Origin of the sequence: Clostridium lapidicellarium (assembly GCF_041224415.1) — a bacterium.
Taxonomy (GTDB): Bacteria; Bacillota; Clostridia; order Clostridiales; family Clostridiaceae; genus Clostridium_B; species Clostridium_B lapidicellarium.
In genome coordinates this window covers 26,065-51,625 of sequence record NZ_JBGFFE010000025.1, presented here as the reverse complement: position 1 = coordinate 51,625, position 25,561 = coordinate 26,065, and the positions used below count along the sequence as shown (strand labels likewise).

At 38.6% G+C, this 25,561-nt stretch carries 23 protein-coding genes and 2 riboswitches; all 23 genes read right to left on the bottom strand.

From position 1 onward, the window contains the following. Positions 1-144: 144 nt before the first annotated feature. The 23 genes from bcaP to AB8S09_RS13475 all read right to left on the bottom strand — a co-directional run bounded on the left by bcaP (position 145) and on the right by AB8S09_RS13475 (position 25,558). Positions 145-1,560 (bottom strand): branched-chain amino acid transporter BcaP, encoded by a 1,416-nt coding sequence (gene bcaP / locus AB8S09_RS13585; protein WP_294181613.1) that lies wholly within the window; start codon positions 1,558-1,560, stop codon positions 145-147. 570 nt (positions 1,561-2,130) lie between these two features. Continuing rightward, positions 2,131-3,306 carry an iron-containing alcohol dehydrogenase gene (locus AB8S09_RS13580; RefSeq protein ID WP_294181615.1) on the bottom strand — a complete coding sequence of 392 codons (1,176 nt, stop codon included), beginning with the start codon at positions 3,304-3,306 and terminating at the stop codon, positions 2,131-2,133. Positions 3,307-3,400: 94 nt separating this feature from the next. Further along, positions 3,401-5,587, bottom strand: a complete 2,187-nt coding sequence (locus tag AB8S09_RS13575; RefSeq protein ID WP_369869316.1) for a DNA topoisomerase III — start codon at positions 5,585-5,587, stop codon at positions 3,401-3,403. Positions 5,588-5,692: 105 nt separating this feature from the next. Then, a complete protein-coding gene (locus AB8S09_RS13570; protein WP_369869315.1) occupies positions 5,693-6,094 on the bottom strand; it encodes a hypothetical protein in 402 nt (133 codons plus the stop codon). A gap of 105 nt (positions 6,095-6,199) precedes the next feature. Continuing rightward, positions 6,200-6,328, bottom strand: coding sequence for a hypothetical protein (locus AB8S09_RS13565; RefSeq protein WP_294181621.1), 129 nt, complete (start codon positions 6,326-6,328; stop codon positions 6,200-6,202). Further along, positions 6,322-6,425: riboswitch (SAM riboswitch) on the bottom strand. (Overlaps the previous gene by 7 nt.) A gap of 68 nt (positions 6,426-6,493) precedes the next feature. Then, positions 6,494-7,069 carry a tRNA 5-(aminomethyl)-2-thiouridylate-methyltransferase MnmM gene (mnmM, locus tag AB8S09_RS13560; RefSeq protein ID WP_369869314.1) on the bottom strand — a complete coding sequence of 192 codons (576 nt, stop codon included), beginning with the start codon at positions 7,067-7,069 and terminating at the stop codon, positions 6,494-6,496. Positions 7,070-7,099: 30 nt separating this feature from the next. Further along, positions 7,100-8,323 (bottom strand): NAD(P)/FAD-dependent oxidoreductase, encoded by a 1,224-nt coding sequence (locus tag AB8S09_RS13555; protein ID WP_294181626.1) that lies wholly within the window; start codon positions 8,321-8,323, stop codon positions 7,100-7,102. Positions 8,324-8,328: 5 nt separating this feature from the next. Beyond that, positions 8,329-8,736: a 4Fe-4S dicluster domain-containing protein gene (locus AB8S09_RS13550; protein WP_294181628.1), complete on the bottom strand. Its 408-nt coding sequence runs from the start codon at positions 8,734-8,736 to the stop codon at positions 8,329-8,331. A gap of 5 nt (positions 8,737-8,741) precedes the next feature. Beyond that, complete coding sequence (locus AB8S09_RS13545) at positions 8,742-10,826, bottom strand: molybdopterin oxidoreductase family protein (RefSeq protein WP_369869312.1); 2,085 nt, start codon at positions 10,824-10,826, stop codon at positions 8,742-8,744. A gap of 10 nt (positions 10,827-10,836) precedes the next feature. Next, positions 10,837-12,135: an MFS transporter gene (locus AB8S09_RS13540; RefSeq protein WP_369869311.1), complete on the bottom strand. Its 1,299-nt coding sequence runs from the start codon at positions 12,133-12,135 to the stop codon at positions 10,837-10,839. Between the two features lie 40 nt (positions 12,136-12,175). Continuing rightward, complete coding sequence (asrC, locus tag AB8S09_RS13535) at positions 12,176-13,126, bottom strand: sulfite reductase subunit C (RefSeq protein ID WP_294181634.1); 951 nt, start codon at positions 13,124-13,126, stop codon at positions 12,176-12,178. A gap of 16 nt (positions 13,127-13,142) precedes the next feature. Next, positions 13,143-13,934, bottom strand: coding sequence for an anaerobic sulfite reductase subunit AsrB (gene asrB / locus AB8S09_RS13530; protein WP_369869310.1), 792 nt, complete (start codon positions 13,932-13,934; stop codon positions 13,143-13,145). Then, a complete protein-coding gene (gene asrA / locus AB8S09_RS13525; protein WP_294181639.1) occupies positions 13,935-14,936 on the bottom strand; it encodes an anaerobic sulfite reductase subunit AsrA in 1,002 nt (333 codons plus the stop codon). A 173-nt stretch (positions 14,937-15,109) separates the two neighbouring features. Continuing rightward, on the bottom strand, positions 15,110-15,799 hold the full coding sequence (locus AB8S09_RS13520) for a Crp/Fnr family transcriptional regulator (RefSeq protein ID WP_294181641.1): 690 nt from the start codon (positions 15,797-15,799) through the stop codon (positions 15,110-15,112). 15 nt (positions 15,800-15,814) lie between these two features. Further along, a complete protein-coding gene (gene gcvPB / locus AB8S09_RS13515) occupies positions 15,815-17,269 on the bottom strand; it encodes an aminomethyl-transferring glycine dehydrogenase subunit GcvPB (protein ID WP_369869318.1) in 1,455 nt (484 codons plus the stop codon). A gap of 4 nt (positions 17,270-17,273) precedes the next feature. After that, positions 17,274-18,596 carry an aminomethyl-transferring glycine dehydrogenase subunit GcvPA gene (gcvPA, locus tag AB8S09_RS13510; RefSeq protein ID WP_369869308.1) on the bottom strand — a complete coding sequence of 441 codons (1,323 nt, stop codon included), beginning with the start codon at positions 18,594-18,596 and terminating at the stop codon, positions 17,274-17,276. A 4-nt stretch (positions 18,597-18,600) separates the two neighbouring features. After that, a complete protein-coding gene (gene gcvH / locus AB8S09_RS13505; RefSeq protein WP_294181648.1) occupies positions 18,601-18,984 on the bottom strand; it encodes a glycine cleavage system protein GcvH in 384 nt (127 codons plus the stop codon). Positions 18,985-19,001: 17 nt separating this feature from the next. Further along, positions 19,002-20,108 carry a glycine cleavage system aminomethyltransferase GcvT gene (gcvT, locus tag AB8S09_RS13500; protein WP_294181649.1) on the bottom strand — a complete coding sequence of 369 codons (1,107 nt, stop codon included), beginning with the start codon at positions 20,106-20,108 and terminating at the stop codon, positions 19,002-19,004. Between the two features lie 56 nt (positions 20,109-20,164). Next, a riboswitch (glycine riboswitch) is annotated at positions 20,165-20,259 on the bottom strand. Positions 20,260-20,437: 178 nt separating this feature from the next. After that, a complete protein-coding gene (locus tag AB8S09_RS13495) occupies positions 20,438-21,775 on the bottom strand; it encodes a nitrogenase component 1 (RefSeq protein WP_294181650.1) in 1,338 nt (445 codons plus the stop codon). Continuing rightward, positions 21,759-23,240, bottom strand: coding sequence for a nitrogenase component 1 (locus AB8S09_RS13490; RefSeq protein WP_369869307.1), 1,482 nt, complete (start codon positions 23,238-23,240; stop codon positions 21,759-21,761). Before AB8S09_RS13490 ends, AB8S09_RS13495 begins: the two co-directional genes overlap by 17 nt. Positions 23,241-23,255: 15 nt before the next feature. After that, positions 23,256-24,089, bottom strand: coding sequence for a MetQ/NlpA family ABC transporter substrate-binding protein (locus tag AB8S09_RS13485; protein ID WP_294181653.1), 834 nt, complete (start codon positions 24,087-24,089; stop codon positions 23,256-23,258). A 24-nt stretch (positions 24,090-24,113) separates the two neighbouring features. Further along, on the bottom strand, positions 24,114-24,782 hold the full coding sequence (locus AB8S09_RS13480) for a methionine ABC transporter permease (RefSeq protein WP_294181655.1): 669 nt from the start codon (positions 24,780-24,782) through the stop codon (positions 24,114-24,116). Then, entirely contained in the window at positions 24,779-25,558 is a 780-nt protein-coding gene (locus AB8S09_RS13475; RefSeq protein ID WP_294181656.1) for a methionine ABC transporter ATP-binding protein, read from the bottom strand. The genes AB8S09_RS13480 and AB8S09_RS13475 overlap by 4 nt, the downstream gene beginning before the upstream one ends. Positions 25,559-25,561 lie beyond the last annotated feature (3 nt).

The following is a 25,561-nucleotide window of genomic DNA, read 5'->3' as shown; positions in this document are numbered from 1 at the left end:
TAATAATTAAAACTTTTTGGGACATTTTCAAAATTAGTTGACATAGCTTTTTTCAATTTTAATAATATAAATACAATATTGCTGAAAAAAGACAAAATAGATACAGTATATTTCACTGTATCTATTTTCTGCTATACATTAATATTAGATCACTTTTTTCTGATTATTGACTTTGGTATCAGTAATAGTACTGTGTTTATATCCATATACAAAATAAATGATTAGTCCGAAAGCAAGCCATACTACAAATCTCATCAGGGTTACCTTTTGGAGATGTGCTACTAAGAAGGAACAGGATATTATTGCCAGCAGAGGAACAACAGGTGAAAACGGCACTTTAAAGCTTCTTTCTCTATCAGGCTCCGTTCTTCTTAAAACTATAACCGATGCAGATACTATTATAAATGCTGCCAGTGTACCTACATTAGTCAATTCTGAAACAATTCCGATTGGAGTAAAACCAGCTACGGCCATAGTTATAATTCCTACCAGAAGAGTACTCTTCACAGGGGTATGGAATTTCAAATTAACATGTCCAAAAACTTTCGGAAGCAGTCCATCTCTTGACATTGCAAACAATATACGGGTCTGTCCAAACATCATAACAATTAAAACTGAGGTCAAACCACAGATTGCACCTACTGAAATCAGTGCCGAACCCCATTTATAACCTACCTGTTGAAGGGCAAATGCCACCGGAGCAGCTGTATTTTTAAACTTAAAGTAAGGGACCATACCTGTTAATATAGCCGATACCAAAATATACAATATGGTACAAATAATCAATGAACTTATAATTCCTCTTGGTAAATCCTTTTGAGGATTTTTAACTTCTTCCGCTGCAGTAGACACAGCATCAAAACCTATATAAGCAAAGAAAATTACCGACGCACCAGCAAAAACTCCTTTCCAGCCATAGGGCATAAATGGATGCCAATTAACTGGATTAACATGTCCTATTCCTAAAACTATGAATAACAATACAACCGCCAATTTTATAAAAACTATTATATTGTTTGTGGTAGTACTTTGTTTTACACCTACTATCAAGACACCGGTTATGACCACAAGTATAAGTACTGCCGGTAAATTTATAAATCCGCCTTCAAAAGGTGCCTTTGTAATAGCTGCCGGAAGTGTAGCTCCCAGGCTTTCCAGTATACTGTTAAAATAACCGCTCCAGCCTATGGCAACCGTACCAATTGCAAATGCATATTCCAGAATCAGATCCCAGCCTATGACCCATGCCCAAAATTCTCCCAATGCGGCATATCCATAAGTATATGCACTCCCGGCTACCGGAATCATCGCTGCAATTTCTGAATAGCACAGTGCAGCAAATCCACAGGCCAAACCTGCTATCATAAACGAAATCACAAGAGCTGGTCCAGAATAATTTGCCGCTGCTATTCCCGTAAGTACAAATATACCCGTACCTACAATTGCACCTATACCCAACATAGTAAGTTCAAAGGATCCCAGGACTTTTTCCAAAGATTCCTTGCCTTTAGTTTCCGCTATAAGGCTATCTATGGATTTCCTCCTAAATATATTCTTCATAAAATCATTGCCCCCTAAATATTTATATTTTTCATAAACTAGACTTAAATAAAATTTCTAAATTCAAACAATGCATTGTTTTTTAATTTAAAATTATAAATTTATATGAATGTTTTTATTATAATACCACCATTTGTTATACAAATCAATATCATTTTATGAATTTTTTCATTATTTTATTATTATTTTATTATTTTAACTGCTTTATATTTATAATTAATTAATTATGTATACGTTTAATGAAAGTATATGTTTTAATTTATTCATAATTATATACTCACTCACTACAATTTATTGATGCATGTTTATCCTTTAATGGGTCTTTAGTTATAAAATCAAGATTTATCAAAATATTATCAATATTAATATAGCATGTTGATAAGGTATACATTGCAATTACAAACTGAGTTTCTACATATTAACGTACATAGCTGCTTTATTTCCATTCATTCATTATTTTGAACTTGAAAGGATAAATGAATATATCTTTTCAATTCTACTAAAAAATGCAATTTTACAACAAAAAAATAAAGCAGCCAAATTTATATAAATTCAGCTGCAGTCCATAAACTATTTAGCCAGGTTAAGTATTTTCACAACATCGTCTTTTCCAATCTTTACAAAATTACCTACCGTCTCAGTGCCATTGTCGGTACATTTATTTGCCATTTCCTCTATCTTACTTTCAGGTATATTTCCCTCTTTCAAATTGGTTGGAAGGCCCATTGACTTAAAAAATCCAGTAAGCCTTTTTATGCCTTCAAGTGCAATATTTTCTGGAGAGTCATAGGAAAGATCTACATCCCAAACCCTTACTGCAAATTGTACAAATCTATTTACATCGTGTTTATAAACATATTTCATCCATGCAGGGAAAACAATTGCAAGCCCTGCACCATGGGCAATATCAGTTTCACCGCTTAATTCATGCTCAATTTTATGAGACGCCCAGTCTCCAATTCTACCTGTACTCAAAGAATCGTTGTGAGCTATGGTTCCAGTCCACATGATTTCCGCTCTGGCATCATAATTTTTCGGCTCTTTCAGAACTATAGGTGCATTATTTATAACAGTCCTGAGGGCAGCTTCACAAAGTCTGTCCGTAAGATCCACATGTTTTACATTTGTAAAATATCTTTCCATTATATGGGCCATAATGTCAGCAGCCCCGCAGGCGGTTTGATACGCCGGAAGTGTAAATGTAAGTTCGGGATTCATAATTGAAAAGGCAGGTCTTATAAGTACTGTATTCAGTCCTTTTTTATACCATCCATTTTCATTCATGATGACCGAACTGTTGCTGGCTTCCGTTCCGGTGGCAGGAAGAGTTATCACGACACCTACGGGCAGTGTTTTCTTTACTTTAGCTTTTCCACAGTAGAAATCCCACACATCACCGTCATAGGGTACCCCAATTCCAATTGCCTTGGCAGTATCTGCAGCACTTCCGCCGCCTACAGACAATATAAATTTTATTCCGTTTTCCCTGCAGATCTTTATGCCTTCCTTAACAGGACCCAACCTTGGATTGGGTTTTATTCCCGGAAGTTCTATAAATTCAATGCCATTTTCCTTCAGGGACTTCACCACCCTGTCATAGAGCCCGGATCTCTTTATACTTCCACCTCCATAACAGAAAAGAATTTTTTTGGATTCAGAATACTCTTTTACTTTTTTTCCAACAAACCTCTCAGTGCCCCTGCCAAAAATAATTTCTGTAGCATTTTTAAAAACAAAATTTTCCATACATGTCCCTCCTCAACAAATTACCTATAATATATTTTAGCACTTATTAACTTATTATTAAATAATTGCATACATGAAATCAAAGTCTTAAAATTCACTTTAGTTTTAGCTTGGAAAGAGCCTCTGCCAATGATGAATTTATAGGTTTTTCATTTTCCCTCTTTATTTTTCTCATATATTTTGAAACATCTCTCCTGTTCAAGCCATTTTCAGATTTCTCAAACCTCTTGTTAAAAAGTGATGCTTTTTCTCTAAAACTGCAATTAGGACATACATATATTCTCCCCTGGCCTTCTCCTCTGAGTTCAAGTTTTTTATGACATTCAGGACACCTTATATTTGTAAATCTACTTATATTTTCCCTATAGCCGCACGCCCTGTCCTGACAGACATACATCATTCCTCTTTTTCCCTTTACCTGAAGCATGTATTTTCCACAGCGCGGACATTTCTTACCTGTAAGATTATCATATACAAATTTATTGCTGCTCTTTTTAACATCATCCACCAAATCCACTGCATACCTTCTCATTTTTTTTGAAAACACGAGGGGCTTTTCCCTTCCAAGACTTATATTTTCAAGTTCTCTTTCCCATTTTGCCGTCATAAGAGGCGATTTAAGTCCTTTAGGCACCAGATTTACAAGCTGTTTTCCCTTGGAAGTCGGAACAATTTCCCTGCCTTTTTTTTCAACATAAAACATATTAAACAGTTTCTCTATTATATCCGCTCTGGTAGCCACAGTGCCAATACCCCCGGTTTCTCCCAGAGTTTTGGCATTTTCCCTGTCCAATTTAACATATTTTTGAGGATTTTCCATGGCAGACAAAAGAGTTCCTTCAGTAAATCTAGCCGGCGGTTTTGTCTGAAGTTCGTTCAATTTTACGGCTCTTATGTTTAAAGTATCTCCCTTTTTTATTTTTGGAAGTACCTGGTCATCTTTCTCAGTTTCTGTTTTTACGCTTTCTCCTCTCTCATATACCTTCTTCCATCCACTGGATTTTACTACATTTCCCCTGGCCGTAAACAATTCTCCGGCAATGTCTGCCTTTATGGAAGTCTGGACATATTCATAGGGAGGAAGCATAACTGCTAAAAATCTTCTTATAACCAAATCATACACGTTCATTTCCTCGGGACTTAATTTAGATAGCTGGACTCTTTGTTCCGTTGGAATTATCGCATGATGATCTCCAATTTTGCTGTTATCCACAAAGCTCTTGCGGGCAATTATCTTTCTACCCATTATCTGCTGTGCAAATTTTTTATAGTTTCCAAGTGAGATCGCCTTCAATCTTTCGGGTATAGTTTCAAATACATCCGTTGGAATATATCTGGAATCAGTTCTGGGATAAGTTAATACCTTGTAGTTTTCATAAAGTCTCTGCATTATGGAAAGAGTCTGTTTTGCAGAATAGTTAAATATCCTGTTGGCATCCCTCTGAAGCTCGGTTAGATCATACAGGGCCGGTGAAAACTTTCTCTTATCATTTTCCATTACATCAACTACACTGCATGGCTTGCCATTGGTCCTTCTCACAATATCTTCCGCCCTGTCTTTATTAAAAATACCAGTTCTGCCGCCATTTTTATCAGCCCATTTCAATTTGAATCTGTCGGAATGGGCAGTAATCTCGTAATAGTTTCTTGGCTTAAAATCATGTATTTCCCTCTCCCTGTCAACTATCATAGCCAGTGTAGCGGACTGCACCCTACCTGCAGTAAGCTGTGCATTGTATTTGCAGGTAAGGGCACGGGTTATGTTGAGCCCCACTATCCAGTCGGCCTCCGCCCTACACTGTGCTGCCCTGTATAAATTATCATACTTGAAAGAAGGTTTTAGGTTCTTAAACCCCTCTCTTATGGATTTATCTGTCTGAGAAGATATCCAAAGTCTTTTAAGAGGTTTTTTTATTCTGGCCTTTTCTATTATCCACCTGGCCACCAGTTCCCCTTCTCTTCCCGAATCCGTGGCAATCACTATTTCCTCTACATCTTTTCTGTTCATCTGGGACTTAACAACATTGAATTGTTTCCCGCTCTGCCTTATAACTACCAATTTCAGTCTTTGAGGAAGCATGGGCAGATCTTCCAAATTCCAATTCTTATATTTTTCATCATAGGCCTCCGGATCAGCCAGTGTAACCAAATGACCCAGAGCCCAGGTCACCACATACCTGCCTCCCTCAAGATAGCCGGTATTTTTTCTATTACATCCAAGTACTCTGGCCAAATCCCTCCCCACAGAAGGTTTTTCAGCCAATACCAATATTTTACTCATATTTATTTCCTTTCATCATAGATTAACCTTGAAAAAAATAGGGATAGTATCTTAAGACTACCCCTGTAATTCTCCTTATTTCATTATAATATTTATCGTCAATATTTACAAGGTGGGAAGTAGATTCACATATTCCGCTTTCAATTTATACACGGCATAATTTTTCAAGCTGCCATTTTGGATATACCTCCCTTTATTTTTATGAGTCAAGGTCTTCAATACTCTGTAAATTTCAGCGGGATATACTATTTTAGTCAATTTTCCAGAAACACATATACTTTTGAACAGCTTGTACTTTTTAACTTTACTCTCAAAGTAAACATTGATCATGGAATTATCCTCCATATTTTTGGCATCCTTATAAACGACAAAATATATATCTATACAATCATTTACAAATTCATCTATATTTAAAATACGCATTTTATCAGGTTCATCCACTGTAACGGAGTATGTTTTCTGGTACTGATCTATATATTTCATCGCATCATTTAATATTGCACTCATTCATATCCCTTCTTTCTCAACATTCACCGTAATATTTTCAATATTTATCTTATCCCGGCATTATCAATTATTAAAAAAAGATTAAATTTTACCTATTGTCAGAACTCAATTTCTGCCATAAGTTAAATTTAACCTCCAGTTTTCCAGTTGGCCAATTAAAATATTAAATTTGGTTACAGAACCAAAAACTTCCCATGGAGAAACCACGGGAAGTTGTATCCTTTCATTTCTCATCTCTCAGGTTAACCTGCTGGAATTGGCACCATTGAATAATATAAATTCAGGTTGCCGGGCATCATAGGGCCAGTCCCTCCACCACTCTTGATAAGAATCAATATTTAATTATTATACTTATATTTTATAATTATCAAAGTATTTTGTCAATATCCTGTTCCCACTTTATTCTAATCTCTTTTCAATTGCCACAAGCATTGGCGGACAATTTATTTGATTTATAAAAGACGTACTTATTACAGTATATTTTTTTTGATCCAGACTTTTCAAATAAGTCCCCAGAACATCTTTTTCAACCTTCCCCTGCTCATGTCCACTGTACACTACCAAAACTACAACTCCATTTTGCCGAATAAGCCTGATGGATTTTTTAAGGGCAGCCAGTGTAGTTTCCGTCCTGGTGGTGATATCATGATTCCCCCCTGGAAGATACCCCAGATTGAATATAACAAGTTTTACCTTTTCATGTATATATCTGTCCATGTTTTCATGTCCGTCATTTATAAGCTCCACCTGTCTTGATAAATTTCTTTCATCTAAATTCTTTTTTGTAATGCCAACTGCCTCTCTCTGTATATCAAAAGCATATACTTTTCCCGAAATGCCTACAAGTTCTGCCAAAAGCACAGTATCATTACCCTTTCCCATGGTGGCATCTACTGCAATATCTCCCTTTTCCAATTTTTTTGCACACAGATCTCTCGCCAGTGCAGCTGCATTGGTAAAATAGTTCTCAGCCATGCTGTTCAACTTCCTTTGACTCATATGATACTAATAAGTATACTCCAAATTTTCCTTTAAATTAAAGAAATCTGAATAATCTATTTCAAAAATTGGTTTTTTTACTCTCGATATATCTATCTTCTTGCTGATGAGCTGAGTCAATATGCCTGCATAGGACAGATCCCCCTGAATTATTGCCCCATATATCACACCTTCTTTATGCACTATCTTTTTATAATTTCCACCTTTGATTTCTATCTCTTCATTATAGGTTTCATCCGGTGCTGACACCAATCCCAGGGACATAGTAGCCAGCCCCAAAAAATTCATGGTATTTTTACTCCCGAAAAAATCTGTCATTAAAAGTCTATTGCCTGCCATATTGTTGGCTGCCACAATCCCTTCCTTTACTGCCGTAGGCCAGATAGGATTCCTTCCGGTCACATCACCTGCACCATAGACATCATCTACATTTGTCTGTCCTTTCTCATCAATGACAAGACCGGATCTATCCGCTTTTACATTACTTTTCTTTAAAAAGTCAATATTGGCTCTTACACCGGCAGCCGGTATTACAAGTTCACAGGGAATTTCCTCCCCTGTATTCAAAAGCATCTTTTTAGGGTTATTGTTCCTGTCAATTACAAGTTTTTCTGCTTTAACTTTTAGTTTTAAATTTACACCTTTTTCTCTAAAAAGTTCATGGTATTTTTCTGCAGCACACTTGTCCAATTGAAGTGCCAAAACCCTATCGTTCATTTCCACAACATATATATTTAGTCCGTGGTTTAAAAGCCCGGCAACTGCATCAACTCCGATAAGCCCTGCCCCAAGCACAACTACATTTTTTACACTTTTTACAGCTTCTTTTATTCTTTCAGCATCCTCCAAAGTTCTCAACCCAAATACATTATTTGCTTCCCTTAAGTTTTCAACAGGAGGTATAAAGGATCCGGCACCGCTTGCTATAAGAAGTTTGTCATAGCTCAGCTCGGTATTATCTGAAAGCCTTATACTGTGTTTACCATCATTGAGCTCAGTAACCTTTACTCCATTTATCCATTTTATATTGTACTTTTCAAAATAGTTTTTTTCTGTAAAATCAAGCCCTTTTATATCCCTGTCACCGCTGATATATCGGTGCAGTATGCATCTGGAATAGACATACCTATCCTCCGAAACCATTATTATTTCCGCATTTGGCTGAAGCTGTCTTAGAGTTTTGGCACCATTTATACCAGAAGCGGACGCCCCTATCACAATATATCTCATGGATTTCACACCTCCTCCAAAGTAATGGCAGACATGGGACATCGCTCTACACACTGCGGCCTGCCGCTTTCCGTATGCTGACACATATCACATTTCATAATCTCTTTACTGTTTTCACTGTCTGCTTTCAATACCCCGTAAGGACATGCCATTATGCACATAAAACAACTTGCACACCGTGATTTATCATATCCCACTATTCCAGTCTCTTGATTCTTGCTCATGGCACCTGTCATACAGGTATACACACATTCGGGCTTGTCACAATGCCTGCAGAATATAGGGGCGTATCTTCCGCTGCTGCTCATGGTAATTCTGCTTCTGTTGTCCGCACAATTATGGGAGACAATACAGGCAGTAGTACAGGTAAGACAACCTATACACCTGTTCCTGTCTATTTTTATCCTCTTCAAAATCATCATCTCCTAGAGTTTTGAATTTTTTTCACATTTACAGCTGTACACTTATAGGAAGGCTCCCTTGAATATCTGTCAAATACAGATGGTGTCAGGAAATTTGTTTCTATATAGTGAATCGGGGCAAATAGCTGGTTTTCGCCGATATTATCCGTAGGTATAACCTTGAATTTACTTTTACACCCATTTATAGACGATATAATTGCATATTCATTTCGCTTTAAACCCAACCTTTCAGCCAATTTGAAATTCATGAAAATATAGGCAGACGCCATGGAACTGTCCTTTACAAATTCAATTTCCCGGGTTCTAGTCTGTGTATGCCACTGTCCTACGGTTCCCCTCCCTGAATTCAATATGTAGGGAAAATCTTCACCTGCAGCGGCCGGATTTTTTACTGGTTCCTCATAGATAAGCTTAACCTTTCCATTTGGCGTAAAATATCTATTGTCCTCAAACAATCTCCTCTCATCATCCAGTTTGTCGCCCTCTCTAAAGGGCCACTGTATTCCTCTTGAAAAAATTAACTTTTTATAATCCACTCCGGTTATATCACATGGCATCCCCCTGCTGAACTCCTTTATCAGTTCAAAAGCATGTCTTGGTGTTTTCCATTTTTCCAGGGATTTTCCTATTTTGAAGGCCCTTCCTATTCCAAGCAGTATGTCATAATCAGTCAATTCTCCCTTCTCTTTTTTAAGTACAGGTACCACCGCTGAAATACGCCTTTCAGTATTTATAAAAGAGCCTTCTTTTTTTAAAGCCGGGACAGAAGGCAAAAACAGATCACATAGTTTGGAAGTATCCGTATCAGCATATATGTCCTGTACAACTAAAAGCTCCAAATTTTTAACTGCTCTTTTGAATTCCCCATTATTTGCCCAGGAATGTGCAGGATTTGTTCCAATTACCCAAAGTGCTTTGATATCCCCGCCGTTTATTCTGTTGATAATTTCATTATATGGAATAGTAGGTTTTTCAGGTATCATCTTTTCATCCACATCTAAAATAGATGAGATCTCTTTTCTGTGCACCGGATTGTCAAAATCTCTTCCCCCGTATAAAGCCGTGGTGTTGCTGTACAATCTTGATCCCATGGCATTGCACTGTCCAGACAGTGAATTTGCTCCAGTTCCCTCTCTTCCCATATTCCCAGTGATAACTGCAAGATCTATTATGGCCTGGGCAGTTCTCACAGCTTGCCATCCCTGGTTTACCCCCATGGTCCACCAGAATGAAACCTTTTCACCTTTGTGAATCAATCCGGCAAGCTTAATTATATCTTTACCTGAAATGCCTGTCTTTCTCTCTGCATATTCCAGAGAATATTTTTTAACGTGTTCTTTGAATATTTCAAAATTTTCTGAACAATTCACGATATAATCTCTGTCAATCCAGTTTTTATTTATAAGCACATTGGCCAGGGTATATAAAAATACAATATCAGATTTTGGTTTTATACCTATCCACCAGTCAGAATTGACCGCCGTTTCCGATTTTCTCGGGTCAATGGTTATTATTTTTGCGGTTTTATTCTCTCTTATGCGGCTCCAGGCAATGGGATGTGCAACTACGGGATTTGCCCCGACGAGTACAATGGTATCTGAAATTTCCAAATCCTTCAAAGTATAGGGCGGAGCATCAAATCCAAAACTCTGTTTATAGGCCACAGCCGATGTACTCATGCAAAGTCTTGTATTTCCATCACCGCTGATCCCCATATACATTCTCCCTATAAATCCCAGAAGTGCCATTTCTTCAGTCGTTATCTGTCCTGTACTCAAATATGCAGCACTCTGTTTCCCGTATTTTTTCTGAATGGAGTTCATTTTGATTGCAAAGGTTTCAAATGCATCTTTCCACGAGACAAAATGAATTTTTCCCTTTTTATCTCTTATAAGCGGCATTCCCCTGGTTTTGAATTTAGTACATTGTCTGGATAAATTCAATCCTTTTATACAACAGAATCCATCGTTTACAGGATACCCTTTGGTTGGAAGTATTTTCTTTATTTTATTGTCATCCACATAAAAATCCAGATTGCACGCAAGGGAACAATAATTGCATGTAGATTGTTTCACTTTCATGATAGTTAGATCATCTCTCTTTCTTTACGGAATTAATTCTAAGAAAATTCACAATTAAAAATGAAATCACGGATAATACCACAAATATAAGGAACCCCTTTTGATACCCGCTTAAGCTCCTGCCAGTTTTATCTATGAAGGATGCCATAAAAGGCGGTATGACGAAACCCCCGAAAGCTCCCAGTCCTCCGACCCATCCTGAAGCTCCTCCGACTGCATGCGGGACTGCTTTAGGAAGTATCTTAAATACAGCCGCATTTGTGACTCCCATTCCAGCTGCTAAAAGCAGAATTCCCAAAACGGCTATAGGCAGTGAAGAAGTTATAGTCATGCATACTGCCCCTATAAGCATCACAATAAGTGCTGCCGCCGACGTATATTCTCCTCCTCTTTTATCAGATATCTTACCGCCATAAATTCTTATGAGAGATGTGGCGATAGAATACACAGCCGTCAAAAGACCTGCCATTTTCAAATTGAGTTTGAAAAAGCTTGTAAAATAGGTAGGCAGCCAGCTTGTCAATGCTAGGAAACCTCCAAAGGTAGTAAAATACACCAGAACCAGTGCCCAGGTTTTCAAAGTTTTTGCCGAAATCATCAGACTTTCACTGAGCTTGTTATTTGGGAACAGCTCCTGTCCATACTTTTCTGAAGCTATTTTCCTTGCTTCCTCTTTTTCCGCCCCCGAATTAATCAGTTGAAAATACCATGCATTTTTCCCTATGACGGCATAGGCTATGGTACCTATTATCAGAAATATAAGCCAGGCCAGATAAGAACCTGACAAGCCCAGCAGAGGAAGTGCTATGTTTGGAAGCAGCAGCGTAAATATTCCCGGTGCCAGATTCCCAACACCTCCATATATTCCAAGAGCTATCCCCTGTTTATCCTGAGGAAACCAGTAGGAAGCCTGGCTAACTCCTACAGAAAATGTGGCTATTCCGCACCCCGACAGTGCGCCAAAGATCAAAAGCTGGGAATAACACCCGCCCAGATCCTGTTTGAAAAAAGCCATAATCACATACAGGCCGGTCATGCCAACTATCGAAAGCAGGAGCAGCACTATAAATGGTTTTTTACCCCCATTTACATCCACCCAGGCTGCAAAAGGTATTCTGAGAAGCGATCCTGACAAATTCGGTATGGCAACAAGTAATGCCAGCAAAATGGGGTTCAGATCTAGAAAACTGTGTTTGAATACAGAAGCCGTCGCCCCATAAAGAGCCACTGCTGCAAACCCCACAAAAAAACCCAACGTTGCCCCTGCAAGCCCCTGCCTTGAATTCCCCTTCAAGTTCAAATTTTCCATATTTTTTATCACTCCTTTTTAATATGCCGTATAAAGTTTTTCACCAGTTGATATGTTCTTTAACTTCGGCTTCTGGATTAAGTCTTACCCCTTTTAAAGCCCATCTCTTAAATTCCTGATATCCGGTTCTGTCCACAATATACCCCACATGTTCTTTTCCGCCGGGAGCATTTTTATCCATATAGTTTTCTATATAGTCATAGGTATTTAAAATTATTCTTATAATGCTGTCTTCATTGTCTATCCACTTGATGAACTCACGCCCAATTCTGGGATCCTTTTTACCGGTTCTTCCCATTATAATCAGCTTGTAGTATTTTTTACCGTTCCTTGTCCATGCACCTGCCGGGCACTTGCCCACACATTCCCCGCAGCCTATACACTTGCTGCCATCTCTCACAACTTTAAAATTTTCAAAGCTGAGAGCATCTGCAGATCTGAGTTTACAGTTATTGACACAGGACTTGCAGCCTATACACCTGCAGCTGTCATACTGCGGCTCCGTCATCCCTACGATCCCAAAGTCATGCATCCTGGCCTTTATACAATCATTGGGACACCCTGTGAGTGCAATCTTCACGTGATAGTCGTTGGGAAATATGGCTTTTTCTATTCTTTTTGCAAAAGCAGTAGTGTCATAGTTTGCAAAAGGGCATACCCTGCTGCCTATACAGGCGCAGACATTTCTTGCACCTGAAGCCGGATATCCTCCGTTTACATTTTTCTGGTTTATTTCAAGTCCTTCAATAACAGGCTGTATGAGTTCATTTATCAATGCTATATTTTTCATATCAATGCCCGGTATTTCAAATCCCTGCCTGGTTGTAATGTGAATTGTTCCATTCCCATATTCTTCTGAAATTTTTTGAAGCAGGGTAAAATATTTTGCTTTCATATGCCCTCCCGGCACTCTTATCCTTATAGCCGTTTTGCCTCTTTCCTTAGTCACCCTGAATGCGTTTTTTTTCAGGGCTTTTACATCAATATCCATAAACAACCCTCCTCTTCTAATCCACCATATGTTTGGCCTTAACATAGTTAAATACCGGGCCTTCCAGACATATATAGGTGTCATTCATCCTGCAGTGACCGCATTTGCCTAAACCGCAGCACATTTTTCTCTCATAGGAAACCCAAATGTTTTCTTCACTAATTCCCCTTTTTAAGAATTCATCTATTGTAAATTTCATCATCATCGGGGGACCAACTACAATGGCCTGTGCCTGATTCAGATTTTTGATTGGAATATTCTTGATATATTTGGTAATAAGCCCCACATTCCCATGGTAATTTTCATCTGCCCTATCCACCGTTAAAATTACATCGACATTTCTGCTCCACTTTTTTATGCTGTCTTTAAACAAAATATCCTCCGGCGATTTGAAACCCATAAGTACATGGAAATCTGCAATTTCATCCCTATTATCTGAAAAATAGTCTATTATGCTTTTCACAGGTGCCGTACCTGTTCCCCCTGCAGCTACAACAAGTTCTTTATCTTTATATAAATCCACATCAAAACCGTTACCATATGGACCTCTCATAAAAAGCCTGTCTCCTTTACATAAACTGTGAACCACATCTGTAACCCTTCCTACACGTCTTATAGTCAAATCCACATAGCCCTTGCCGATTTCACAAACGGATATGGGCGCCTCACCGCACTTGGGTATGGAGATCTCAAAAAATTGCCCTGGTTTAACTCTTCCTGAGAACTCCATTCTAAAAGTATAATCTATATCAGTATGCTTTTTTACATCCAATATTTTGCTTTCTTTCGGCAGATATATATTCCCCATCTATTTCACCTCCCTGGCTGCGTTATTCAATTTATTCACACAATTTGAAAAGGATATATATTCAGGACATACATCGTCACATCTTCCACAACCAACGCACATATTGTATCCAAATTTCTTTCTAAAATCATAGATCTTGTGCATAACTTTAAACCTCATTCTCTCTCCATTGCTTTTTCTAAAACTATGTCCCCCTGCTATATCCGTATATCCGTCCACCATGCAGGAAGACCAGACTCTTCTTCTTTCACCTGCGTTTTCATTGTCCCGGTAGAAAATATCCTGCATGGAAAAGCACGTACAAGTTCCGCATACCACATTGCACCTTCCACAGGCAATACATCTCGCAGAATACTCATCCCACATAAAATTATTGAAAATATTTTCATCTATATTTTCAGGAATCCTTACTTTTATATCATTTGATTTTACAAAATGTGGTTTTACATCGCACTGCCCTTCATTTTTAAAAAACGGTTCAAAACTTCTGTCCCTGCATTCCACAAAAACCTTTTTATCCTTATATCTCACAAATAAATCATAATCCAGGGTAGTGTTACACCCCATGCTGCAGCAAAAACAATTCTCAAAACTGTGTTCACATTCCATAAGTACAAATTTGACCTTATCCCTCAGCTTCCCATAGTAAATATCTTCGGGTCCATTTCTCAGATAAATTTCATCAATTCTTTTTATGGCATTAACATCACAGCTTCTTAAAAACAGCAGTATCTTTTTGCTGTCCACTTCGGGTTCTTTTACAGAATTTTCAGTAAAATAAAACAACGTCTGGGTAATTGGGAGAAGTACTTCCCTGGGTGAAAAATTTGATTTTTTATTGAACTCTATCTCCTCAATGGTATTGACCTGCATATATCTCACCGAGTCCGTATCAGAAAATCTCCCCTTGCCTTTTAAATTCACCGGGGCATATATCCTATAATGCCTGCTCAGTTTTTCGAGGAAATTATTGAATTCTTCAGTATCAATTAAAAATCCCATTCTTTTTTTCCTCCTTGAAATAAAATATTCAAACAAAGATTGCTATATATTTAACATATCACAAATACGAAAAATATAATGTGACATAGATCACGCTGCAATAAAAAAACTGTGTTTACACAAATTATGTAAACACAGTTTTTTTATTTTACCGCAGCCGCGTCTTTGTCCCATCAGATTCCCCTGAAATACAGTGACAGTACTTTTGGGTCTACGACTATTATCTTCCTATTTTGAAATATGATCATTCCCTTTTTTTTGAAACCGTTCATGCACCTTGAAACAGTTTCCCTGGTACTTCCAAGCATATCCGCCAGATAAGTTATACTCATATTCAAATCAATAAGTGTTCCCTCTTCAGTTTTCACGCCATAATCCCTGGATAATTTCCAGAGTTTGGCTGCCAGCTTTTTATCCATTCTCAGAGGCACTGTATTTTTTAGCTGCCTGTAAAGTCTTCTTATTTTTTTGGCCATGGAATTCATAATCACACATGTGAGATCAAAATCCCCGGACATTATTTCCATCAAATCCTTCTTTAAGAAATACAGAATGCAGCTGTCTTCAAAAGCCTGGCAGCTTATGGATACAGGTAGATTTTCAAAAGTAACTTCATTTATAAATTCCCCGTCGTTCAAGATATAGATAATTCTTTTCTGCCCTTCTTCCGACATCCTGTACATGGTCATCTTTCCATTCAGAATAAAGTAAATTCTATCAACCCTGTCCCTTTCATAAAACAGTATCTTGCCTTTAGGGACATATTCTTTAAAGGACTTTTGTTTTAAGAGCTTCAAAGTAGATTCATCCATATCTTTAAACATGGAAAGTTTATTAAAATCAAAGTTACCAATTTCAATCATAATTGCACCCCTCTTCTACTTACTCCATTTTACCACAGGTTTCCTCGCGGCTTTAACCTCATCCAGCCTCTTAATATAAGTTGTATTTGGAGCGGATCTGACTATATCCGGATTTTTCTCCGCCTCCTCTGCGATTTTTATCATATTTTCCACAAATTCATCCAGAGTTTCTAACTTTTCATTTTCTGTAGGTTCTATCATCATGGCTTCTTTTATAATAAGCGGAAAATATATTGTCGGTGGATGATAGCCGTAATCTATAAGGCGTTTGGCAACATCAAGGGTGGTAACACCATTTTTATTATTTTTCAGCCCTCCAAGTACACATTCATGCTTGCAGGCACCCTCTACAGGCACATTGTAATAATCTTTAAGACTTTCCTTTATATAATTTGCATTTAAAACTGCATTTTCACTGACTTCCCTAAGACCTTCGGCACCCATGCTCAATATATAGGAAAAAGCCCGCACCATCACACCAAAGTTTCCATAAAAGTTCCTGACTTTTCCTATGGAATAAGGCCTGTCATAATCGAGGTGATACCTTTCATTTTTTTTGGACACGATGGGAACAGGTAAAAACTGTGAAAGCTCTTTTTTAGTCCCTATAGGACCACTTCCTGGTCCTCCCCCGCCGTGAGGTGTTGAAAATGTCTTGTGCAGATTTATATGACATACGTCAAATCCCATGTCACCGGGCCTCGTTTTCCCCATATTGGCATTCATATTTGCACCGTCATAATAGAGAAGTCCCCCGGCACCGTGAACAAACTTTGCTATTTTCGAAATATTTTTTTCAAATATGCCCAGTGTATTCGGGTTTGTAAGCATGAGTCCCGCCACTTCGTCATCTAACAGGGACTTTAAAGATTCAATATCAACCGTTCCATCTTCATCAGACTTGACTTCCACTACATCAAAGCCTGCACAGGCAGCCGAAGCAGGATTGGTTCCATGGGCCGAACCAGGTACAATTATTTTCTTTCTCTTAAAATCCCCCCTTTTTTCATGATAGGCCTTTATTATCATAAGTCCCGAAATTTCACCGTGGGCTCCTGCCGCAGGCTGCAGCGATACGGAATCAAATCCCATTATCTCGGAAAGTTTTCCACTCAACTCATACATGAGCCTCAAAGCGCCCTGGACCGTTTTCTCGGGCTGATAGGGATGAAGTCCGGTAAATCCATCCAAATTTGCCATATCTTCATTGATCTTGGGGTTGTATTTCATGGTACAGGAGCCAAGAGGATAAAATCCGGTATCCACACCAAAATTTTTATTTGAAAGCCGTATAAAATGTCTCACAACATCCACTTCGCTCACTTCAGGAAGCTTCAGCTCTTCTTTTTCTATGAACTTTTCAGGAACAAGCTTGGAAATATCCTCCTCAGGTACATCACACTGCGGAAGAGAATAAGCTCTCCTTCCCTTTTTAGAAAGTTCAAAAATAAGTTTGTTGTATTCACCAATCATACTACATCGCCTCCAATACAGAAACCAATTTATCTATTTCGGATTTTGTCCTCTTTTCAGTAACACACAATATCATGGAATTTTCTCCCACTTCATATCCCCCCAATATATTGTGCTGAAGCAGCTTCTCATTCACTTTTCTCACTGGAACTTCAGATCGGATCAGAAATTCGTTAAAAAACGGCCTGTTGAACACCGGTTTATACTTTCCGCTTTCAGTAAGTTTTTTAAAGGCATAATGAACTTTCTGTATATTCTGGCAGGCAACCTCCCTGATTCCTTCTTTGCCAAGTGTAACCAAATATATCAGGGCAGCCAGTGCGTTTAAAGCTTCATTAGAACATATATTCGAAGAGGCTTTTTCTCTTCTTATATGCTGTTCTCTTGCCTGAAGTGTAAGCACAAAACCTCTTTTACCTTCCCTGTCCGTTGTTTCTCCTACAATTCTGCCGGGAATTTTCCTGAGATATTTCTTTCTTGCAGTTAAAAATCCAAAATATGGTCCGCCATAATTCATCCTGCTTCCAAGGGGCTGCCCTTCACCCACAGCTATATCTGCACCGCACTCGCCGGGATTTTTCAGTATACCGAGGGAAATGGGACTGCAATATACTATCAAAAGTGATCTGTTCTTATGGATATACTTTTCCATATCTTCAAGTTCCTCTATTATTCCAAAAAAATTTGGTGTCTGGACTATAACTGCCGCAGTATCTCCATCCAGCTCGGCCTTAAGTCTGTCTATATCTGTAACTCCACATGTTTCGTCTATTTCCACAAGCTCCAAATCTTTAAATCTCAAATAGGTCTCAAGCACTTTTCTGGCTTCCGGATTAACGGTCTTAGATACAATTATCTTTTTTCGTCTCACGATATTTGCAGCCATCTGTGCAGCTTCAACACAGGCCGTGGCTCCATCATACATGGATGCATTGGAAACATCCATCCCTGTCAAATCAGCCATAACAGTCTGATATTCAAATATACTCTGTAGGGTACCCTGGCTTATCTCAGCCTGATAAGGAGTATATGCAGTATAAAATTCAGATCTCGATATTATGTGTCTCACTATGGAAGGTATATAATGATCATAAGCTCCTGCACCTAGAAAACAGGTTAATTCACTACAGCTCCTATTCAATTTCGCAATATCGTCAATATAGGACTTCACTTCAAGTTCGGACATTCCATCATTAATATCCAATTTTCTTTTCAGACGTATGCTCTCAGGTATGTCAGAAAATAAGTCATCTATTTTATTTATTCCTATTTTTTTCAACATAATTTGTCTGTCTTCATCCGTCAGCGGCAAATAAGGATGCATAATATCACTCTCCATCACATAAATTTTTATAATTTTTTGAATCCAAGAGTTCGCTAAGTTGTGAATTATCTGACATTTCAATGCAAATTATCCAGTTTTCATAGGGATCCTGGTTTACATATTCAGGATTATCCACAAGTCCCTCATTTACTTTAATCACCCTGCCCGATACAGGCATATACAGATCTGAAGCTGCTTTTACAGATTCCACCGCTCCAAAGACTTCACCCTTCTCAAATTCTGAATCCACCTCGGGCAAATCAACAAATACAATATCGCCTAAAGAATCCTGGGCAAAATCAGTTATGCCCACATAAGCTTTATTCCCATCATCTGCCTTTATCCATTCGTGATCCTTCGTATAAAATGCTCCCTCTAAAGTTTTCATCTACAACTTCCTCCCCATCATTTTTTATAATTTTTTTTATAAAATCTTTTATTTACAACTTCCGCTTTAAGAAACCTGCCTCTTATTTTTACAAAAATCTCAGTTCCAAGTCTGGAATAACTCGAGTTTACAAGAGCAAGTCCCAAATTCTTCTTTAGTGACGGGGATCTGTATCCCGTAGTCACTTCACCTATCTTCCTATCTTCTTTAAAGACCTCATATCCCTTTCTTGGAATACCCCTGTCTATCATTTCAAATCCAATTATCTTCCTTTTAAGCCCCTCTTTTTTCTGCTTTAAAAGGGAAATCTTCCCTATGAAATCTTTTTTGTCCAGTTTTACAAAAAATCCCAGTCCGGCTTCAAGAGGAGTAATGAATTCAGAAAGTTCATTGCCATAGAGAGGGAGATTCACTTCAAACCTCAGTGTATCTCTTGCACCTAGTCCCACTGGTTTTATGCCCTCTTTCCTTCCGGCTTCAAGTATATTGTTCCACAGATATTCTGCATTTTCAGTACTGGAATAAATTTCAAACCCATCTTCTCCCGTATATCCTGTTCTGGATATCATGCATTTTCTCCCGCAGACCGATACATCCCTCCTGCAAAAGAAAAACTTAATTTCCTCCAAATTCACATCGGTGAGTTTTTGAAGTATGTTTTGGGCTTCAGGTCCCTGAAGTGCCAGCTGTATAATGGAAGAAGATATATTTGCAATTTTCACATCAAAACCATCACAATTTTCAAGCATCCAGTTGATATCCTTTTCAATGTTTGCAGCATTTATGACCAAGAAGAAATGTCCTCCATCAAATCTGTATACTATAATATCATCTACAACTCCGCCATTTTGATAACACATGGGGCTGTACATCACCTGATTGTCCTCAAGCACAGATGCATCATTTGTAATCAAATTCTGTACAAATTTCAGGGCATCTTTTCCCCTTATATCAGCTTCACCCATATGCGAAACATCAAATAAACCAGCTTTTTCCCTGACCGCATTGTGTTCGGGTATTATGCCCTCAAATTGTACCGGCATAGACCATCCTGCAAAATCTATCATCTTTGCACCATATTTTTTATAGGAATCAAACAGTGCAGTTTTCTTTAATTTCTCCACAGCAAACCCTCCTGATCATATTTTTAGATAGCAAAAAAGACATGAAAACAAACTGTTCACATGTCCCTGTTCATTTACCTGAGAGTTTCGATGCAAAACATCTTTCACCTTCGGTACTGCTTTAAAATGCAGATTTTCCAGAGCTTTGTCCCATGACGTTATATTATACCTGAAAGTTTCTGATATAGTTGTGAAAATATATCATTGCTCCTTCGGTTAACATACGTTGTTATCTCACGCCACAATCATCCAAACCAACTTTTATACTACTACATTAATAATACATCCTAAAGCAAATTATTTCAATAAAATATTTCCAATTGAGTATATTATTTATAGGTATTCAATATACTGCTGTATATATCCTCCATCAGGGTCAATCCGCCGCTGTATCCGACGTAACTCCTGTTCAGCACCAGCCTGTGCAGAACTGGAATAGATATATTTATCCAAAATCCATTCAGCTCAGAAGCTATATCCCTGTCCCAGGAACTTCCCAATATAAGAGGCCTGTAATTTTCAAGGGGATATTTTCTCAGGCTTTCATGAATTTTACCTCCGTCTATTTCAAATATAACCTTTGAAGAAAAAGTATCCGACAGGTGGACAAATTCCTGTTTTATGCCATGTCTATATTTTTCAGGAGTGTCATCCGTTATATACTGCTGTCCCGGGACAATTCCAAGTTCATTCACCAGAAATTTGCTTATTCCCAGCGCATAAAAAGAATCCGTTATATTAAAAAACCTATCTGCCATATCATATCTAAATTCTATGAAAAAGTCCAAGGACCTCTCAATATAATAATAAAATCTCTTTTCCTCCTTTTCTATAAATTCTTCAACTCTTTTCCTGTCCAGTTGTGCAAATTCTGCAACAGTTCTCAAAAATTTGCCGGTTTCCTTTGCCCCTATTGGCAGTATTGGATAGTGCAGGTATGGAGTCCCATACTTCTTTTCCAGATGCTTTGCAATATTCAGCCCCACCCAGGGTGAAAGCACCAGATTAAACTGGGCGTCGGGAATTGTCTTCCACTCATTCACCCCTTTCGACTCCGTACCAAAAAGTATATTTACTTTAAGGCCTATTCCCTGAAGCAGCTTTTTTATTCCCAGCAAATTGCCGGTCCAGAAGGAATCTTGATAGGGAAGCACAGACCAAACATTTACAAGACCTCTCTTCACTTTTACTCTCTTTTCCCCTATAAATTGATCTATGATGGCTTCAACCACCATCTCGTGCCCTTTAAAATTACTCCCCCTGAATCCACCTGTCTCGGCGCAGACTATCGGAATACCCCTATCTCTATATTCACTTACTATTTCTTCCACATCATCCCCTATTATGTCCGCAGTGCACCCTGTCAAAACCACTAACAGATCAGCTTTTAAAACTTTCAAAGCTCCATCTATAACCTGTCTCAATCTTTTTTCTCCCCCAAATACAACTTCCCTTTCAGTTGTATTTGTACAGGGAACAGAGCTCCCGCCTGAATATCCTATACCCTGGTATCCCGAGGCGACACTCAGTCCGTCATAAAGCTTGATTCCGCAGCCAGGACCGGAGTGTATTATTGGAATAGCTTTTTTGATGGCCAATACAGACTGTTCCGCTCCCAATGCACAATAATGCCTGGGCTGCTCAACTATATCAGTCGTTTTTGCCATTACATCCACCTCCTAGAAAAGTACAGGGATCCTGCTTCAACCACCAATCGGTATAGGGAAGCTCACAGTGACAGGCAATATTTTTTACAAATTCTTTAGTGGCAAGAACATCAATTATTTTATTGCCATAATTTATAAGTCCCCCGTATCCAAGTCCAAACTGCTCATCCCCCATTAAAAATGTAGGTATTCCAAGCTTTGGTCCCCAGGAAGACATCCCACCGTGTCTGGCTACCAGCAGGTCGGGTTTCAACCTATTGAGTATATTTACCAGTTCAAAGGGCTGCTTGTTGCACACATCATAATTTTCAATGTCGCCATAATTTCTCACTACATGTCCCAAGCTGTCACTTTCGGGATTTCTGTCGTCATAACACGGATCGTGGTGAAATATGGCTGCCCCCACCACTTCCATGTGAAGATCTCTTAAAAGAGCTATGAGACTGTGACCATGGGCTGCCCCAGCAGTTACATACACTCTTTTGCCCTCGAGTTTTTCCCTGAGCCTTTCAAGCTTTGGGGCAATCCTGTGCTTCTCCGATTTTATGAGTTCCTCCACTTCACTTTCCCTGCCGACAGCTTTTCCAAGCTCCCTAAACCACATATCAGTTCCAGTTATCCCATATGGAGGCGGCGACTTGACTTCAGCCACCCCATATTCCTGTTCGAGTCCAGCAGCCAGATATGTCCCCAAGGTAGGACATACCTGCACTGTAGCAGCAGATTCAGATATTCTCTCCAATTTTTCTATATTTGAAAAAGGGACGATGTAATTGGGCTTCAGCCCTATTCGGCCAAATAAATCCGTAAATATATCACTCCCCCAAAAATTAATTACATTTACAACGTCACTTTTCTTTTCAACGGGGGGCTTAACAATTTTCCTCAAAATAGCATGATAAGCAGCATCAAAACCCGTCGTCCAAATTCTTGATCTAAACCCCTCACAGGACACATATGCCACAGGTATGCCCAATTCTTCCTGTAATTTGTCAGTCACGCCTTCCACGTCATCTCCAATAATTCCGGAAGCGCAGGATGCAGTTACAAAAATTGCCTTGGGATTGAACCTTTTATATGCTTCACGCACAGTCTTTTCCAATTTGAAAACTCCGCCGTAAATCATATCTTTTTCCTGCAGATTGGTATTTAGCAATCTGGCATTTTTCAGCGGCATATTTCTTCTCCTCTGTCCCACCCTGTTTGTAAAATTATAATCTTGGAAATCGGCACAGCACCCTATTGGAGCATGATTTATTACCACTGCATCTTGTATCATAGCCAGCTGACAAAGTGCATTTCCCGAGCTGCACCCGAGGCATTGGCTAAAACTTCTTCTTCTGTCGCATAATTTGCCTTTTTTATAGCTATCGCACAATTCTCCGGCAGTTCCGGCAAAACCCGTAATTGAACCCAGCCTGGATTCCCTTACCTCCACTTCCGGGGATTTTATATCAATACCCAATACTACACCTCCTCTTTAAAAAGCTGGCACTACTGCAACTCCATACTTTTTCTTTATAAAATTCTTGACATCTTCTGAATTGAGAGCTTTTACTACTGCTTTTATTTCTTTTCTATTTTCATCGCCCTTCCTCACAACAATTATATTTGCATAAGGTGATTTACTGCCCTCCCTGAACAGTGCTTTATTGGGATCCATCTTAGCTTCAAGTACAAGATTCGTATTTATTACAGCACCGTCCACATCTTTTAATACCCTGGGAAGTTGAGCCGCATCCACTTCCTCGAATTGCAGATTTTTAGTATTTTTGGCAATATCCGAAGGCGTTGCACTGTAATTGGCTATCCCTGATTTCAATTTGATAAGCCCCTCTGTCTCAAGAAGTGCCAGTGCCCTGTATTCATTGGATGAATTGTTAGGTATGGCGATTTTGGCACCATTTTTAATATCATTTTTACTTTTGATTTTATCGGAATAAAAACCCATTGGTTCAACATGGACTTTTCCAGCCACAGCAAAATTATATCCCTTTTCCTTGGCTACGGATTTCAGATAAGGCAAATGCTGAAAATAATTTGCATCTATTTGTTTTTCCTGCAGGGCGGGGTTAAGCTGGTCCTCGTCATCCAGCACCACGACATCTAAATTAATGCCCTCCTTTGCCAGCATAGGTTTTACATGATTTAATATTTCCGCATGGGGCACCGCTGCCGCCCCTATCTTTACTGTAGTATTTTTGTTCTTGCCGCTTCCGCCGTCCGTACTGCCAGAACTATTCCCGCAGCCCGGAAGCAGTCCAATCACTACAGTCAATGCCAGTACCAGCAACATCACACTTTTCTTTTTCACATCGATTCATCTCCTTTAAAACATTCAATCAAATTTATATCTCTTTTTATTTATATATCTGGAAATATGATCTCCAGAAAACTGTATAAGCTGTACCAGACAAATCAGCAGCACAACAGTAGCTATCATAATATCTTTGCGAAATCTTTCATAACCAAAACGTATTGCCAGGCTTCCGAGACCTCCCGCTCCTATTGCACCGGCTACGGCAGTAAATTCAATAATGGATATGATTGAAATCGTAATCCCCCTTACAAGGGAAGGCAGTGCTTCTGGTATCAAAACTTTTAATATTATCTGAAAAGGCTTTGCACCAACAGCCAAAGCCGCCTCAATTTTTCCCCACTGTACTTCTTCTATAGAAGTTTCAATAATTCTGGCTAAAAAAGGTGCTATCCCTATGGATATTGGAACAATAGCCGCTTTCATCCCAAGTGTAGTCCCAACAATCAACCTGGCCAGAGGCAGCAAAACTACAATTAATATTATTGAGGGAAGGGATCTTATTGCATTTACCACAGCTGCCAGAACCTTATTCAATTTTTCATGTTCCAGAATATGTCCTTTCTTAGTAACCACCAATATGATTCCAAGCGGCATACCTATAAGAAGCGCTATGAAACCTGATATAGCCACCATCTCTATTGTTTCCGACAGTCCCTTTAGGATCAGCATTTTAAAATCTTCGGTCATATTACCTCACCTCCAGGACAGTGGGAATTTATGCTGAGGTTTCTCATTATTTTTACAAATTTCTTGGCAGTATCGCTTTTGGGATTTAAAAATATTGAATCAGTACTTCCCACTTCTACGATTTTTCCCTCTTCAATTACAGCCATGTTGTTGCAAATGTATTTAACGACATCCAGCTCATGGGTTATAAGAAGAATGGTCAAATTGAGTTTTTTATTTATGTCCCTTAAAAGTTCCAGTATGGAATAGGTAGTCTGCGGATCAAGAGCAGAAGTGGCCTCATCACTCAAAAGCACATCCGGTTTATTGGCAAGAGCCCGGGCTATACCAACTCTCTGTTTCTGGCCGCCGCTCAATTGGGCAGGATAAGAATCAACTTTATCATTTAAATCCACCAAATCCAGTATTTCACCTACCCTATTTTTTATTTTTTCTTTGGAATAGCCCGATATTTCCAATGGAAAAGCCACATTTTCATATACAGTCATGGAATCGAACAAATTAAAATCTTGAAATATTATTCCTATTTTTTTTCTGGCTTCTCTAAGTTCGTCTTTATTCATATCCGTTATATTTTTGTCTCCAATTACAACAGTTCCTGAAGTCGGCTCCTCGAGTCTGTTAAGGCAGCGTATCATAGTAGATTTACCAGCCCCGCTGAACCCTATTATTCCAAAAATATCACCTTTTTCAACTTCCAGATTTATATCTTTCAACACTTGAATATCTCCCTTGGGAGTACTGAAAGTCTTGCTCAAATTTCTTATACTTATCATGAT

What these genes read in the sequence shown, in the direction of transcription:
- bcaP (WP_294181613.1), bottom strand. Translation starts at nt 1,560, where the DNA reads ATGAAGAATATATTTAGGAGGAAATCCATAGATAGCCTTATAGCGGAA.
- AB8S09_RS13580 (WP_294181615.1), bottom strand. Translation starts at nt 3,306, where the DNA reads ATGGAAAATTTTGTTTTTAAAAATGCTACAGAAATTATTTTTGGCAGG.
- AB8S09_RS13575 (WP_369869316.1), bottom strand. Translation starts at nt 5,587, where the DNA reads ATGAGTAAAATATTGGTATTGGCTGAAAAACCTTCTGTGGGGAGGGAT.
- AB8S09_RS13570 (WP_369869315.1), bottom strand. Translation starts at nt 6,094, where the DNA reads ATGAGTGCAATATTAAATGATGCGATGAAATATATAGATCAGTACCAG.
- AB8S09_RS13565 (WP_294181621.1), bottom strand. Translation starts at nt 6,328, where the DNA reads ATGAGAAATGAAAGGATACAACTTCCCGTGGTTTCTCCATGGGAAGTT.
- mnmM (WP_369869314.1), bottom strand. Translation starts at nt 7,069, where the DNA reads ATGGCTGAGAACTATTTTACCAATGCAGCTGCACTGGCGAGAGATCTG.
- AB8S09_RS13555 (WP_294181626.1), bottom strand. Translation starts at nt 8,323, where the DNA reads ATGAGATATATTGTGATAGGGGCGTCCGCTTCTGGTATAAATGGTGCC.
- AB8S09_RS13545 (WP_369869312.1), bottom strand. Translation starts at nt 10,826, where the DNA reads ATGAAAGTGAAACAATCTACATGCAATTATTGTTCCCTTGCGTGCAAT.
- AB8S09_RS13540 (WP_369869311.1), bottom strand. Translation starts at nt 12,135, where the DNA reads ATGGAAAATTTGAACTTGAAGGGGAATTCAAGGCAGGGGCTTGCAGGG.
- asrC (WP_294181634.1), bottom strand. Translation starts at nt 13,126, where the DNA reads ATGGATATTGATGTAAAAGCCCTGAAAAAAAACGCATTCAGGGTGACT.
- asrB (WP_369869310.1), bottom strand. Translation starts at nt 13,934, where the DNA reads ATGGGGAATATATATCTGCCGAAAGAAAGCAAAATATTGGATGTAAAA.
- asrA (WP_294181639.1), bottom strand. Translation starts at nt 14,936, where the DNA reads ATGGGATTTTTAATTGATACTGAAGAATTCAATAATTTCCTCGAAAAA.
- AB8S09_RS13520 (WP_294181641.1), bottom strand. Translation starts at nt 15,799, where the DNA reads ATGATTGAAATTGGTAACTTTGATTTTAATAAACTTTCCATGTTTAAA.
- gcvPA (WP_369869308.1), bottom strand. Translation starts at nt 18,596, where the DNA reads ATGCATCCTTATTTGCCGCTGACGGATGAAGACAGACAAATTATGTTG.
- gcvH (WP_294181648.1), bottom strand. Translation starts at nt 18,984, where the DNA reads ATGAAAACTTTAGAGGGAGCATTTTATACGAAGGATCACGAATGGATA.
- AB8S09_RS13495 (WP_294181650.1), bottom strand. Translation starts at nt 21,775, where the DNA reads ATGGCAAAAACGACTGATATAGTTGAGCAGCCCAGGCATTATTGTGCA.
- AB8S09_RS13480 (WP_294181655.1), bottom strand. Translation starts at nt 24,782, where the DNA reads ATGACCGAAGATTTTAAAATGCTGATCCTAAAGGGACTGTCGGAAACA.
- AB8S09_RS13475 (WP_294181656.1), bottom strand. Translation starts at nt 25,558, where the DNA reads ATGATAAGTATAAGAAATTTGAGCAAGACTTTCAGTACTCCCAAGGGA.